The following is a 12,692-nucleotide window of genomic DNA, read 5'->3' on the forward strand; positions in this document are numbered from 1 at the left end:
AGTAGTAGGGGCTGTGGAAATGTGGAAAAGGCTTTTGCTGCTTTTGATACTAATGGATAAGCCTTGTGGGAAAGATGTTGATAAGGCGTACTGGAATATCCACATTTCCACAGAGGAAAACGAAAATAGAAATTGTGCACATATTGGACACAGGATTTCATGGTGCTTTTCCACAGGGTTATGCACGGACGGGGCAGAGAATGGTTCAGAGGCTTTCGATGCGCTGCATTAGCTGCTCGATCGTGCGGTCAAGTTTGCTGTCCTCTTTTCGTTCTTTGCCGATCTTTTCGCAGGCATGGATGACCGTCGTGTGGTCGCGTCCGCCGAAGGAATTGCCGATTTGTGGCAGGGAGTTGCCTGTTAGCTCGCGGCATAGGTACATGGCGATCTGGCGCGGCATGGCGAGATTTCTCGTTCGTTTCTTGCCGTGCAGGTCATCGAGGCGCAGCTTGAAGTAGGAAGCGACGACTTCCTGGATGAGTTCCATGGTCACTTCGCGCGTCTTTTCTTCCGGGAAGATATTGGCGAGAGCCTCGTTGACAAGGGACGTCGTGACGGACTGCTTTGTCAATGAGGCGTAGGCGACGACCCTCGTCAATGCGCCTTCCAATTCGCGGATGTTGTTGTCGATGCGGTTGGCGATGGAGAACATCACATCGTTCGGTACGTCGAGGTGCTCAAGAGCGGCTTTCTTTCGGAGAATCGCTATGCGCGTTTCGAGATCTGGTGCCTGGATGTCCGTGATGAGACCCCACTCAAAGCGTGAGCGCAGACGATCTTCAAGCGTCTGAATTTCGCGCGGATGACGGTCACTCGACAGGATGATATGCTTGTTGGCGTCGTGCAGTGTGTTGAACGTATGGAAAAATTCTTCCTGCGTGTGCTCCTTCTTCGAGAGAAATTGGATGTCGTCGACGAGCAGGACGTCGATATTGCGGTATTTTTGGCGGAAGGATTCGGGATTGCCATCTCGGATGGAGTTGATGAGTTCATTTGTGAATTTTTCGCTCGAGATGTAGAGGACGCGCATCTGAGGAAATTTTTCGAGGATCTTGTGTCCGATGGCGTGCATGAGATGTGTCTTGCCGAGTCCTACGCCGCCGTACATGAAGAAGGGGTTGTAGACCCTGCCCGGCGATTCGGCGACGGCGAGTGCTGCCGCATGGGCGAAGCGGTTGGAATTGCCTGTGACGAAGGTGTCGAAGGTGTAGTGCGAATTTAGGGACGAGGCGTCGCCGGGAGCAATCATGCTCGGTGTTTCATAGGAGCGGCTGCCGTCTTCTTTTTTTGGCGCTGCATTTTGTGACGGGATAGGAATTTTTTTTACATCACTGACTTCCTGCGGGGAAGGATTCGTGTCCGTTTCCATTTCCGTCAGGAGCATTTCCTGAACAGGCGGAGAATTGAGTGCAGGTTCGATATTAAGGTTTTTGATTTCGATCTTGAGTTTTTTCTTTGCAATATCAAGTACGGCATCTTCCAGAAAAGGGATGTAGCGTTTTACAATCCATTCTCTGGCGAGCGATGTCGGTGCGCCGAGCACGAGGGTGGTGTCGGAAAGAGAAAGAGGCTTTACGGGGCGCAGCCAGTCGTTGAGAGCAAGTTCTGTCAATGAGCGCTGTTCAAGAACTTTCTGCAGGATTTGCTCCCAAATTGCCTGCAGTTCGGATTGTTCCATAGATCTGTCCTTTCTTGTCAACAAATTTCATGCACATGTGTATAATTTCTGTACATCTTATCCACATCTTTATTCACATACTGTGGATAAAAGATAAAAAACGAGGGAATCCGCATGCAGGGGAAATAACAGGAAAGACGTGCGGTCAGGTGAAAAAATATTTCTCTTTATATAATGAAAGAAATAGATGAAAGCTCTTGTGGAAATATCTCCTCTTCCTGTGGATAATGTGCATATTTCTGTGTATAAATTGTCGGTTGGCTATGAATATCTTATCAGACTGCAAAAGAGTTATCAACAGGCAATTCGTTCCTAAAAAGGGGAAAAGTTCGTTTGTACACAAGAAGGACAGGAAAATGCGCGGCTTCTCCGCGCGAAACCATGGAAAATTCTTGACACTCGATTATCTCTAGGCTATAATTTAGCGTAGTTAAAAGCGATAGTAGGGGCATTTTGTGTTCTTTTGCATTTTGACTGAATGAATCGCTCGATGTATCGACGATTCATAGAATTCTTTTGGGAGGTGGATCTGAATGAAGATGACGTATCAGCCGAATAACCATTGGCGCAAGAAGACGCATGGTTTCCGCGAGCGTATGAAGACGAAAGGCGGCCGTCTCGTCCTGAAGAGAAGGCGCGCAAAAGGCAGAAAGAAATTGTCTGCATAAACTTTAAGGACATATGTTCAGCTGTCACGCGGAGCGATATGGCATGCTTTTGAGTCCGTTTCCTGCGGTGGCGGCATCACAGAAAACGCTGTACATATGTCCTCACGCCTTACAGAAACCTAACCAATCGGTCTGCGCCCTTTGGGCTTGACCTCTTGGGGTTTCATGGTAAGCACTCGCTAGGTCACTCCGGTGACCTTTTTTCATGAAATGACAAAGCATTTTGATTTTTAATGAAAGGGTTCTTGCATGTTGGGTCTGCCGAGAAGCCGCATCTTGAAAAAGAAGAAGGATTTTCAGGCTGTTTATTCCCGCGGAAAATCGTATGCAAACAGATTTCTCGTGCTTTATGTCTTTCGTTCGCATGGACTCCAAGGAAAAGTCGGTTTTGCCGCAGGAAAGAAGCTCGGCAATGCTGTGAAGCGCAATCGGGTCAAGAGATTGCTCCGTGAGTCTTATCGTCTGCATCAGGTTGAAATCGAGGAGGGTTTTTCCCTCCTGCTCGTGGGCAGGAAGGCGGCTCTCGACGCCAAATGCCAGGATTTGGAGAAAGCTTTCCTTGCTTTGGGAAGGAAGGCCAGAATCATGGCAGGAGACAAAGAGGCTTCTAAAAGCGAGAGAAGGCGCGGCAGATGAAAGTCGTGCTTCTGTTTCTCATTCGCTTTTATCGCGGCTTTCTTTCTCCTTTGAAGCCGCCTTCGTGCCGCTATATTCCGACATGCTCGGAGTATGCAATGATTGCTGTTGAAAAATATGGGGCGGCAAAGGGCAGTTTCCTTGCCATCAAGAGGATTCTGCGCTGCCATCCTTTTCATAAGGGTGGCTACGACCCTGTACCATAGGAAAATTAGGATGTGGTGATTTGGAGTTTTTATCGTCGCTGTTTCATCCCGTCATTGCGGTGATTCAGTTCATGTTGGAGAATCTGTATGCGTTTACAGGTCTTCTCGGTTTTGAAAATTACGGGATTGCCATCATTTTGCTGACGATCCTCATCAAGGTATGCCTCTATCCTCTGACGGTCAAGCAGGTTCGTTCGATGAAGGGCATGCAGGAACTGCAGCCGAAGATGAAGAAGCTGCAGGAAAAGTATAAGGACAACCCGCAGATGATGCAGCAGAAGATCGGCGAGCTGTATAAAGAAGCTGGCGTGAATCCTCTCGCGGGCTGCCTGCCGCTCCTCATACAGATGCCGATTCTCATGGGCATGTTTTATGCGCTGCAGGGCTACGCGTATTCAGGGACGCCGTCCTTTCTGTGGCTCGCGTCGCTTTCCGAGCCCGATCCACACTATATATTGCCGGTGCTTTCCGCACTTTCGACGTGGTTCGTGCAGAAACAGACTTCGACGGAAACAAATCAACAGATGAAGATCATGATGATCGTCATGCCGATCTTCATCGGCTGGATCAGCTTGAATTTCGCTTCGGGACTTGTTCTCTATTGGGTGACGATGAACCTCGTGCAGATCGTGCAGCAGTGGTGGATGTACCGAAACGAGGACGGCACGGGAAAGAAAGGAGTTGCCTGATATGGCGGATTTCGTGGAAAGAACCGGAAAGACGGTGGAAGAAGCGATTGAAGCTGCACTCTTCGCCCTGCGTCTCCCAAAAGATCGCTGCACGGTGGAGGTCATCGAGGAGCCGTCGAACGGCTTCTTTGGCTTGATTGGAAAGCGTGACGCGAAAGTGCGCGTGACGGCGAAGGAAGAGCCTTTGCCGCAGCCGCAGGAGTCTTTGCCGCAAAAAGAGCAGGAAGAAGTTCTTGAGGAGCGCCGTGAGGAACGGGAAGAAGAGCGTGTGGAGGAGAAGGAAGAGGCGCCTGTTTTGACGAAGGAGTCGTCTGAGTCGTCCGAAAGTGCGCTCGCCGTCTCTCATAATACGACGCCGAACAGGCAGGAAACCATTGTGGATCGCGGTTTTTCCTACTCTCCCACGAGAGAGAACCGTTCTTATTCGGAGTCGCGCCGCGAGCGTTTCTCTTCAGGCAGACGCTCCTACGCATCCGATTCAGTTGCTGGGCGTTCTCGTGAGGAGAAGGTTCGAAATTTCCTGAGTCCTGCGGACGCTGCAGTACCAATCAAAAAGGCGGAAGATTTCCTGCAGCAGATTTTTCGAGCAATGGATCTTGAAGTCGCCATCGAGAGAAAGGATCGGCCTCATTCAATTGAGCTGAATCTCTCGGGGCACAATCTCGGCATACTCATCGGCAAGCACGGGCAGACGCTCGATGCTTTGCAGTATCTCGTCAATCTCGCGGCCAACCAGGGATTGACGGAGGAGCGCGTGCGCATCATCCTCGATATTGAAGATTACCGTGAGCGCCGTGAAGAGACGCTTTACCGCCTGGCGGTGCGCTTGGCTGAGCGCTGCTGCCGCACGAACCAGCGCGTCGTCTTGGAGCCGATGAACCGCCATGAGCGCAAAATCATTCACCTTGCTTTGCAGGAGAATCATCGCGTTTTGACTTACAGCGCGGGCGATGAGCCTTTTCGCAAGGTTGTCATTGAGCCGAAGCATCGCGTTTCGCGTATGGACGGTTCTATGCGTGAAGAGGATTATTGATTGGATTGAAATCGGGCTGTTGCAGCGAGCGACAGCCTTTTTCTTTCCTTGCAGGAGGCGAGCGAATTGCAGCAGGCAGATACGATCAGCGCCATTGCGACAGCAGTGGGAGAAGGCGGCGTCGGCATCGTGCGCCTTTCCGGTGCTTCTGCCATAGAGACGGCCTCGCGCATGTTTTGTGCTGCGGGCGGCAGGAAGCTCGCCGACGCAGGTGCGCGAGATCTTCTCTACGGTACAGTCGTGCGAGAGGATGGCCGCCTCGTCGATGAGGCTCTTTGCCTCGTCATGCGAGCGCCTCACTCTTATACGAAGGAAGATGTCGTGGAATTGCAATGCCACGGCGGAGCTGTTTCCCTGCGCGAGGTTCTGGCATTGACGTATCGTCACGGAGCGCGGGCTGCGGAACGAGGCGAGTTCACAAAACGCGCCTTCTTGAACGGGAGGCTCGATCTCGCCGAGGCACAGGCTGTCATGGACGTGGTGCAGGCGAAGACGGAAAAGGGGCTGGAAATGGCGGCGGGGCATCTGGCCGGTCATTTCTCAGAGCGCATACGCTCGATGCGCGAGGATATTTTGGCTCTTCTTGCCCATTTGGAAGCCGTCATTGATTTTCCCGAGGAGGGCGTCGATGAAATCGTTGTAGAAGAGGCACGGGAAAAGGTGTCGGCCCTCCATGCGTCGCTGCGCCGCATCCTGCAGACGGCACATACGGGACGCATCCTACGCGACGGCTTGGAAACAGCGATTGTCGGAAGACCGAATGTGGGCAAGTCGAGTCTACTGAATGCCCTGCTGCGCGAAGATCGCGCCATCGTCACCGACGTTCCTGGAACGACGCGTGATACCATTGAGGAGTATGCCGATATTGGCGGCGTGCCTTTGCGAATCATCGACACGGCAGGCATACGGGCGACGGAGGATGCCGTCGAGCGCATCGGCGTGGAGAAGGCGCGTGCGCATGTGAAAAGCGCCGCGCTCGTGCTCGCCCTCTTTGATGGTTCTCGGCCTCTGGAGGTGGAGGATGAGGAAATCCTCGCTTTGCTTGAGGGAAAGGATACGCTCATCGTCGTGACAAAGAGCGATCTGCCGCGCGTTCTTGATACCAAACGGCTGCAAAATTTGGCACATCTTCCTCTGATTGAAATCACGACGAAGGAGGAGGAAGGGCTTTCTCCTTTGACGGCCGCCATTTTGGAAAAGGTTTATGACGGTGAAGAAAGATCGGGGGAAGGCTCGTTCGTCGCCGACCTGCGCACGAAGAATCTTTTGGAAGCGGCAGCAGATCATCTTAGCGCTGCAATTTCCACGATGGATCAGGGACTAGGGCTCGATTTCATCTCCATCGATCTGCGCTCTTCTTTGGAAAAACTCGGGGAGATCACGGGGGAAACGGTGGGAGATGACGTATTGGATGAAATATTTTCACGCTTCTGCGTCGGCAAGTGAGGTGGCCTTTTTTGTTTATTGCCGGTGAATATGATATCATCGTCCTCGGTGCAGGGCACGCGGGCGTCGAAGCAGCGCTCGCTGCAGCGAATCTCGGCTGCCGCACGCTTCTGGCGACGCTTTCTTTGGACAATATCGCACTCATGCCCTGCAATCCCTCGATCGGCGGCCCCGCAAAGAGCCATCTCGTGCGTGAGATCGATGCGCTTGGTGGAGCCATGGCGATCAATGCCGATGAGGCGGCTCTGCAGTATCGTCTTTTGAATACGGGAAAAGGTCCTGCCGTCCATGCTTTGCGCGCGCAGGAGGATAAGAAAGCCTATCAGTTTCGCATGAAGGAGCGCTGCGAGCAGCAGGAGGGGCTGGAAGTTAGGCAGCTTCTGGCAGAAAAGATCCTCATTGAGGATAAAGAGGCGAGAGGCATAGTGGCAGAGACGGGAGAAGCGTATCTCGCGCGTGCTGTCATTCTCGCGACGGGCACGTATCTCAAAGGGCGCATCGTTATCGGTGAGCATACGACGAGCGGCGGGCCGAATGGGCAGCGAGCCGCAAGGGAATTGTCGCGCTCTCTCATAGAGAATGGTATCAAAATCATGCGCTTCAAGACGGGGACGCCTGCACGTCTTGATGCACGTTCCCTTGACTATGTGAAGATGCAGCTGCAGCCTGGGGACGAGGAGGCGCAGAACTTTTCCTTTATGACGGAGGAAAGGACGCGCGAGCAGCTTCCATGCTATCTGACGTACACGAACGAGAAGACGCATGAGATCATTCGTGCGAACATCGATCGGGCGCCGATGGCAAATGGTATCATCGAAGGGATCGGTCCGCGCTATTGTCCGTCCATCGAGTCGAAGATCCTTCGCTTCCCCGACAAGGATCGCCACCAGCTCTTCTTGGAGCCGGAAGGATGGCATACAGAGGAAGTCTATGTGCAAGGCATGTCGACGAGCCTTCCCATCGATGTGCAGGAGGCTTTCCTGCATACGATTCCGGGCTTGGAGAAGGCGCGCATCATGCGCCCGGGCTACGCGATCGAGTATGACTGCATCGATCCGCTGCAGCTTCTGCCGAGCCTCATGTTCAAGAAGATTCGCGGACTCTTCTCGGCGGGACAGTCGAACGGCACGTCGGGCTACGAGGAAGCGGCGGCGCAGGGCTTGATGGCGGGTGTCAACGCTGTGCATTATATCCGCGGCAAAGCTCCTTTCGTCTTGAGTCGCGCGGAGGCCTATATCGGCGTTCTCATCGACGATCTCGTGACGAAGGGGACGGAGGAGCCGTACCGCATGATGACGTCTCGCGCCGAATATCGCCTGCTGCTTCGCCAGGACAATGCTGATTTGCGCCTGACGGAAAAGGGACACGCCATCGGCCTTGTCAAAGAGGATCGGTGGCAGAAGTTCCTGAAGAAGAAGAATGGTATCATCGAGGCGAGGAAGAGGCTTGAGGATACCGTCCTTCATCCATCGGTTGAAAATCTTGCTCGTCTTGAATCGGCGGGACTTGCGCCCATACGCACGTCGATGTCGCTTGCCGATTTTTTGCGCCGTCCGGAGATGGATTATGCGAAGTTGGCTTCGCTGTTTGACTTGGAGCGCCTTGCGCCCGAGGTAGAGGAGCAGCTGGAAATCACCATTCGATATGAAGGATATATCAAGAAGCAACAGGAACAGGTCGAGCGCTTGGAACATCTGGAATCTCGTCGCCTGCCCGTCGATCTCGACTACGCTCTCGTGCCGAGCCTAAGGGACGAGGCGCGAGAGAAGCTCGCCGCCGTCCGTCCGCTTTCCGTGGGCCAGGCGAGCCGCATATCGGGCGTGTCGCCTGCGGACATATCGGTCTTATTGATCTGGCTGGAGCAGGAGCGCCGCAGGAGGAGAGAAGACGATGTTTGAGCAGGATTTGGAAAGAGCGTCTGCTCTCTACGGACTGCCGCTCGATGCAAAGCAGATCGAGAAGTTCGGCATCTACTATCGCTTGCTCATTGAATGGAACGCGAAGATGAACCTCACGGCGATTACTGAACCACGGGAAGTCTCCATCAAGCACATCGTTGATTCTCTGACGGCGCTTCGAGGCATCGAGGAAAAGAATTCCTGTCGTCTGATCGATGTCGGCACGGGCGCAGGATTTCCTGGCATTCCTCTGAAGATCGTCCGTCCCGATTTGCAGCTGACGCTTCTCGATTCCTTGAAGAAGCGTGTGCATTTTCTCGAAACCGTTGTCGAGACGCTGGGATTGGAAGGCGTAGAGTGCCTGCATGGACGTGCGGAGGAAGCGGCGCGGCAAAGCGCTCTGCGCGAGCGCTTCGACATTGCAGCCTCTCGCGCCGTGGCGCGTCTTCCCGTCCTTCTTGAGTATCTTCTGCCCTTCGTGCGCATTGGCGGCACAGCGATCGCCCTCAAGGGGCTTCACTCGGAAGAGGAAGCAAAAGAGGCGAAAAGAGCCGTCAAGATTCTCGGCGGGAGGGCGATAGAGTCGATTCCCATCGCCTTGCCTGGCCTTTCAGACAAGCGTGCAGTTCTCGTCATAAAGAAGGAGAGACCTACGCCGAAAGCGTATCCGCGCAAGGCAGGCAAGCCGGCGAAAGAACCATTGCTTTGAGTTTCTATTAAAGATGTACAGGAAAAAAGACGATATAAGAGGAGAAGGATTCTGAAAGGATGGTGCTCTACGGTGTGGAAGAAGAAGGTGGCAGCTGCTTTAAGCATGACTTTTTTAGCAGGCAGTCTGACGTTTGGATCGACAGCTTCGGCATATATCATCAATGTTGGTATGGAGGATCTTGCTGCACAAGAAAAAGCAGCAGATTCCGGGGAGAAGCAGGAAAAGAAGGCGGAAACCGCCAAGGAACATGGCAATGAGAAGGATGAAAAGAAGAAAGAGATAAAAAACTTCCGAGAGAAGAAAGCGGAAACCTCCGTAAAGGAGGCGGATAAAAAAGTAGAGAACAGCGACACTAAAAAGACCATAGAAGAAGCGCCCAAAGCATCGGTGACACCCGTTCCGCAGAAGAGGGAGGAAGGGCAGAAGCCACTTGTCTCGAACAAGAAGAAAGAGGAGACGAAACCGTCCGTACAGAAGAAAGCCGATGAATCAAAAGTTCCTTTGCAGGGAAAAAAGACGGAAGCGCCGGTGCAGGCAAACAAGGACGCTGTCGAGACTAAGAACAAGAAGAATAAGGAGAAAGATCGCTTCCAGGAAATTTTCCGCGACGACTCGTTCATTTACTATATGGATATGCGAAGTGCGCGCAATGTTCCTATCCCAAATCGTCAGGAGCGCATGATCGACGTCTGGGTGAAGCTCAAACCGAACAGCTTCTCCGATGAGGAGGACGCGAAAGCGGGGAAGTACTATTTGGAGCATTATTACATCAATCCAAAGGATAAGCAAATCCAGTTCCTTTGTGAGTTGGAGGTCACAGGCAGACCGTCGAATGCCATCAAGGAACGTCCTTACAGCTCGCAGAATTGGGAAAATCTCGTGCCGGGCAGTGTTGAGGATGACATATACCATGCTGTTGTGAAAAAGGCGAAAAGCTCTTCGAGCATCGGCGGTGTGGCGATTCCTTCTGCATCGGATGTTCTTGATATGCTGAATATTGGACTGTGAGCCTTGTGGAGAAGTTGTGGATTTAGGAATCACTGATAAATTCAGCTACCCATCTTCACACATCTACACTGTCCTCTCGTCGTCGACAAATCCTCGACGTAGCCACTGCTACGCCTGCGGTTTGTCTCCTAGATAGGAACAGCGTATCTGTGCAAATCTGGGCAACCTCATTTTATCAGCGTTTCCTTAATATAGACTTATCCACAAAATACGCCATGAATTGGTTCATATGTGGATAAAAATGTGGATAAGTTGCGTAAAACTCCATAGATGGCATAAGAAAAGGCTGTTGCATCATGCAGCAGCCTTTTCGCATACTTTGGTTCATATCGGTATCAATGATGGAAGAGGCGGATATGCGTCATCGCCATGAACATGCCATACTTGTCTGCCGTCTCAATGACATTGTCATCACGAATCGATCCGCCGCTCTGGGCGACGTAGGAAACGCCGCTCTTATGTGCGCGTTCGATGTTGTCACCAAAGGGAAAGAAAGCGTCAGAACCGAGCGAGACGCCCGTTGCCGTCTTGAGCCACTTGGCTTTTTCGTCGGGTAGGAATACAGGAGGTTTCTCTGTGAAGATACGTTTCCATTCGTCCGTTCCGAGGAGATCCATGCACTCGTCGGATAAGTAGACGTCGATGGCATTGTCGCGGTCGGGGCGGCGCACATCGCTTTTGAAGGGAAGGGAGAGAGCCTGCGGGCTCTGTCTCAGATACCAAATATCGGCCTTGTTTCCTGCGAGGCGCGTGCAATGGACGCGTGACTGTTGGCCGGCGCCGATACCAATCGCCTGCCCGTCCTTGGCATAGCAAACGGAGTTGGACTGGGTGTACTTCAAGGTGATGAGGGAGAGTAGGAGGTCACGTTTGGCATCTTCGGGCAGATCCTTATTTTTTGTGACGACGTCTTTCAGGCAGTCTTCAGTGATGACGACATCATTGCGCTTCTGTTCGAAGGTTACGCCGAAGACGGTCTTTGTTTCCTTCTCTGCAGGAACGTAGGAAGGATCCATCTGTATGACGAGGTAGCTTCCCTTGCGCTTCGTCTTGAGAATCTCCAGGGCGGCTTCGGAATAGGCGGGCGCAATGATACCGTCGGAAACCTCGCGCTGCAGGAAGGAAGCCGTCTGAGCATCGCACGGGTCGGAGAGGGCGACGAAATCGCCGTACGACGACATGCGGTCGGCGCCGCGCGCGCGGATGTAGGCGGTCGCAATGGGCGACAATTCGATTCCTTCGACAAAGTATGCCTGCTTCAGTGCATCAGACAGGGGAACGGCGACGGCAGCTCCTGCAGGACTCACATGCTTGAAGGATGCCGCTGCAGGAAGGCTGGTCGCTTCCTTGAGTTCCTGCACTAGCTGCCAGCTGTTCATGGCGTCGAGCAGATTGATGTAGCCAGGCTTCCCGTTCAAGACCTTGAATGGGAGTTCGCCGCTTTTCATATAAACACGAGAGGGTTTCTGGTTCGGATTGCAGCCGTATTTCAATTCGAGTTCTTTCATCAGATTCTCTCCTTTTGTATAAGTTGTAGTGAAATCAAAAAAGACCGCGGGCACAGTGAACCATTGCGGCTGCCCAGACGGTCGGCTTTTCCTGCTGCACTCCCTTGTGGTCATCCACTTCCGTCAGTTATGCAGCTTGTTTTCAATGTACCATTCCTTTTCTTTTTTGTCAAGTACGTTTATTTCCTAGCTCTAATGTGGTATGATGTAGAAAAGGTTTCACTTTGATCGAGGGAGCGAGGCTTCTTCGTCATGGGTATGGGAGGGATTTTACGATGTTGAATTGTATCGGCGTTTTGACGAGCGGCGGCGACAGCCCCGGCATGAATGCGACAACTCGCGCCGTCGTGCGTACGGCGCTCTTTGAAGGTGCGGAAGTGTGGGGCATACATAACGGGTATCGCGGCATCTTGGATGGTGAGATGTTCAAGATGGAACGAAAGGATGTTGGCGACATCATTCAGCGTGGCGGCACATTCCTCGGCACGGCTCGCTGCCATCGTTTCATGACGCCCGAGGGTCGTGCAGAGGCGTATGAGAAGCTCAAGGCGAGAGGAATCGAAGGACTCGTCATCATCGGTGGCGACGGAAGTCTGCGCGGTGCGTCGCTCTTGAGCGAAGAACACGGCATTCCCATCGTGGGGTTGCCGGGGACGATTGATAATGACGTCTGGGGTACAGACTATACGATCGGCAGCGATACGGCAGCGAATACGATCATCGACGCCATCAACAAGCTGCGCGATACGGCTTCGGCGCATCGGCGCGTCGTTGTTCTTGAGGTCATGGGCAGACATTGCGGCTGGCTCGCGCTGATGAGCGGCATTTCGGGCGGCGCTGAGTATATCCTCGTGCCGGAAGAGGATTTTGATCTCGAAGAAATTAGCAATGAGATCAAGGAAGCTTATAAGAAGGGCAAGCGCTACATTCTCGTCGTCGTCGCCGAGGGTGCAGGAAGCGGCATTGAGGTTGGCAACTTCATCGCCGAACACACGGATATCGAGACGCGCGTTTCGGTTCTCGGTCATATTCAGCGCGGCGGTACGCCGTCCGTCATCGACCGCGTGAAGGCGAGCCAGCTTGGTGAGAAAGCAGCTCTGGCGATTCTCTCGGGTCTTTCCAACGTTGTCTTTGGCTTCCATCGCGGCAATGTCGTCGCCATCGACTTGCACGATGCCGTGACGAACAAGAAGAAGCTCGATCCCGAATA

At 52.9% G+C, this 12,692-nt stretch carries 12 protein-coding genes and 1 riboswitch; of the genes, 10 read left to right on the forward strand and 2 right to left on the reverse strand.

Annotation, left to right across the window (positions count from 1 at the left end):
- Positions 1–205 precede the first annotated feature (205 nt).
- Entirely contained in the window at positions 206–1,678 is a 1,473-nt protein-coding gene (gene dnaA, locus RWS31_RS05535) for a chromosomal replication initiator protein DnaA (RefSeq protein ID WP_314596580.1), read from the reverse strand.
- A gap of 533 nt (positions 1,679–2,211) precedes the next feature.
- On the opposite strand from dnaA, the gene rpmH reads away from it, so the two are divergent.
- The 9 genes from rpmH to RWS31_RS05580 all read left to right on the forward strand — a co-directional run bounded on the left by rpmH (position 2,212) and on the right by RWS31_RS05580 (position 9,974).
- The gene (gene rpmH / locus RWS31_RS05540) at positions 2,212–2,346 is read left to right on the forward strand and encodes a 50S ribosomal protein L34 (protein ID WP_006192627.1); all 135 of its coding nucleotides are present in this window, start codon (positions 2,212–2,214) and stop codon (positions 2,344–2,346) included.
- A gap of 249 nt (positions 2,347–2,595) precedes the next feature.
- A complete protein-coding gene (rnpA, locus tag RWS31_RS05545) occupies positions 2,596–2,982 on the forward strand; it encodes a ribonuclease P protein component (protein ID WP_314596581.1) in 387 nt (128 codons plus the stop codon).
- Positions 2,979–3,188 (forward strand): membrane protein insertion efficiency factor YidD, encoded by a 210-nt coding sequence (gene yidD / locus RWS31_RS05550; RefSeq protein ID WP_314596582.1) that lies wholly within the window; start codon positions 2,979–2,981, stop codon positions 3,186–3,188. The genes rnpA and yidD overlap by 4 nt, the downstream gene beginning before the upstream one ends.
- Positions 3,189–3,208: 20 nt before the next feature.
- Entirely contained in the window at positions 3,209–3,877 is a 669-nt protein-coding gene (locus RWS31_RS05555; protein ID WP_314596583.1) for a YidC/Oxa1 family membrane protein insertase, read from the forward strand.
- A gap of 1 nt (position 3,878) precedes the next feature.
- Positions 3,879–4,910: an RNA-binding cell elongation regulator Jag/EloR gene (gene jag, locus RWS31_RS05560; protein ID WP_314596584.1), complete on the forward strand. Its 1,032-nt coding sequence runs from the start codon at positions 3,879–3,881 to the stop codon at positions 4,908–4,910.
- 66 nt (positions 4,911–4,976) lie between these two features.
- The gene (gene mnmE / locus RWS31_RS05565) at positions 4,977–6,356 is read left to right on the forward strand and encodes a tRNA uridine-5-carboxymethylaminomethyl(34) synthesis GTPase MnmE (RefSeq protein WP_314596585.1); all 1,380 of its coding nucleotides are present in this window, start codon (positions 4,977–4,979) and stop codon (positions 6,354–6,356) included.
- Positions 6,357–6,367: 11 nt separating this feature from the next.
- Entirely contained in the window at positions 6,368–8,254 is a 1,887-nt protein-coding gene (gene mnmG, locus RWS31_RS05570; RefSeq protein ID WP_314596586.1) for a tRNA uridine-5-carboxymethylaminomethyl(34) synthesis enzyme MnmG, read from the forward strand.
- Positions 8,247–8,963: a 16S rRNA (guanine(527)-N(7))-methyltransferase RsmG gene (gene rsmG, locus RWS31_RS05575; protein WP_314596587.1), complete on the forward strand. Its 717-nt coding sequence runs from the start codon at positions 8,247–8,249 to the stop codon at positions 8,961–8,963. The genes mnmG and rsmG overlap by 8 nt, the downstream gene beginning before the upstream one ends.
- 105 nt (positions 8,964–9,068) lie before the next feature.
- Positions 9,069–9,974 carry a head-tail adaptor protein gene (locus RWS31_RS05580; RefSeq protein ID WP_314596588.1) on the forward strand — a complete coding sequence of 302 codons (906 nt, stop codon included), beginning with the start codon at positions 9,069–9,071 and terminating at the stop codon, positions 9,972–9,974.
- Between the two features lie 335 nt (positions 9,975–10,309).
- Here the strand turns inward: RWS31_RS05580 and RWS31_RS05585 are convergent, their stop codons facing one another.
- A complete protein-coding gene (locus tag RWS31_RS05585) occupies positions 10,310–11,482 on the reverse strand; it encodes a phosphoribosylaminoimidazolecarboxamide formyltransferase (protein ID WP_314596589.1) in 1,173 nt (390 codons plus the stop codon).
- Positions 11,483–11,546: 64 nt separating this feature from the next.
- A riboswitch (ZMP/ZTP riboswitch) is annotated at positions 11,547–11,623 on the reverse strand.
- A 134-nt stretch (positions 11,624–11,757) separates the two neighbouring features.
- Between RWS31_RS05585 and pfkA the strand changes: the two genes are divergently transcribed.
- Positions 11,758–12,692, forward strand: a 935-nt coding sequence (gene pfkA, locus RWS31_RS05590) for a 6-phosphofructokinase (protein WP_314596590.1), incomplete at its 3' end; no start/stop codon positions are given.

Source organism: uncultured Selenomonas sp. (assembly GCF_963528755.1).
Lineage (GTDB): Bacteria > Bacillota > Negativicutes > Selenomonadales > Selenomonadaceae > Selenomonas.

What these genes read in the sequence shown, in the direction of transcription:
- dnaA (WP_314596580.1), bottom strand. Translation starts at nt 1,678, where the DNA reads ATGGAACAATCCGAACTGCAGGCAATTTGGGAGCAAATCCTGCAGAAA.
- rpmH (WP_006192627.1), top strand. Translation starts at nt 2,212, where the DNA reads ATGAAGATGACGTATCAGCCGAATAACCATTGGCGCAAGAAGACGCAT.
- rnpA (WP_314596581.1), top strand. Translation starts at nt 2,596, where the DNA reads ATGTTGGGTCTGCCGAGAAGCCGCATCTTGAAAAAGAAGAAGGATTTT.
- yidD (WP_314596582.1), top strand. Translation starts at nt 2,979, where the DNA reads ATGAAAGTCGTGCTTCTGTTTCTCATTCGCTTTTATCGCGGCTTTCTT.
- jag (WP_314596584.1), top strand. Translation starts at nt 3,879, where the DNA reads ATGGCGGATTTCGTGGAAAGAACCGGAAAGACGGTGGAAGAAGCGATT.
- rsmG (WP_314596587.1), top strand. Translation starts at nt 8,247, where the DNA reads ATGTTTGAGCAGGATTTGGAAAGAGCGTCTGCTCTCTACGGACTGCCG.
- RWS31_RS05580 (WP_314596588.1), top strand. Translation starts at nt 9,069, where the DNA reads ATGACTTTTTTAGCAGGCAGTCTGACGTTTGGATCGACAGCTTCGGCA.
- RWS31_RS05585 (WP_314596589.1), bottom strand. Translation starts at nt 11,482, where the DNA reads ATGAAAGAACTCGAATTGAAATACGGCTGCAATCCGAACCAGAAACCC.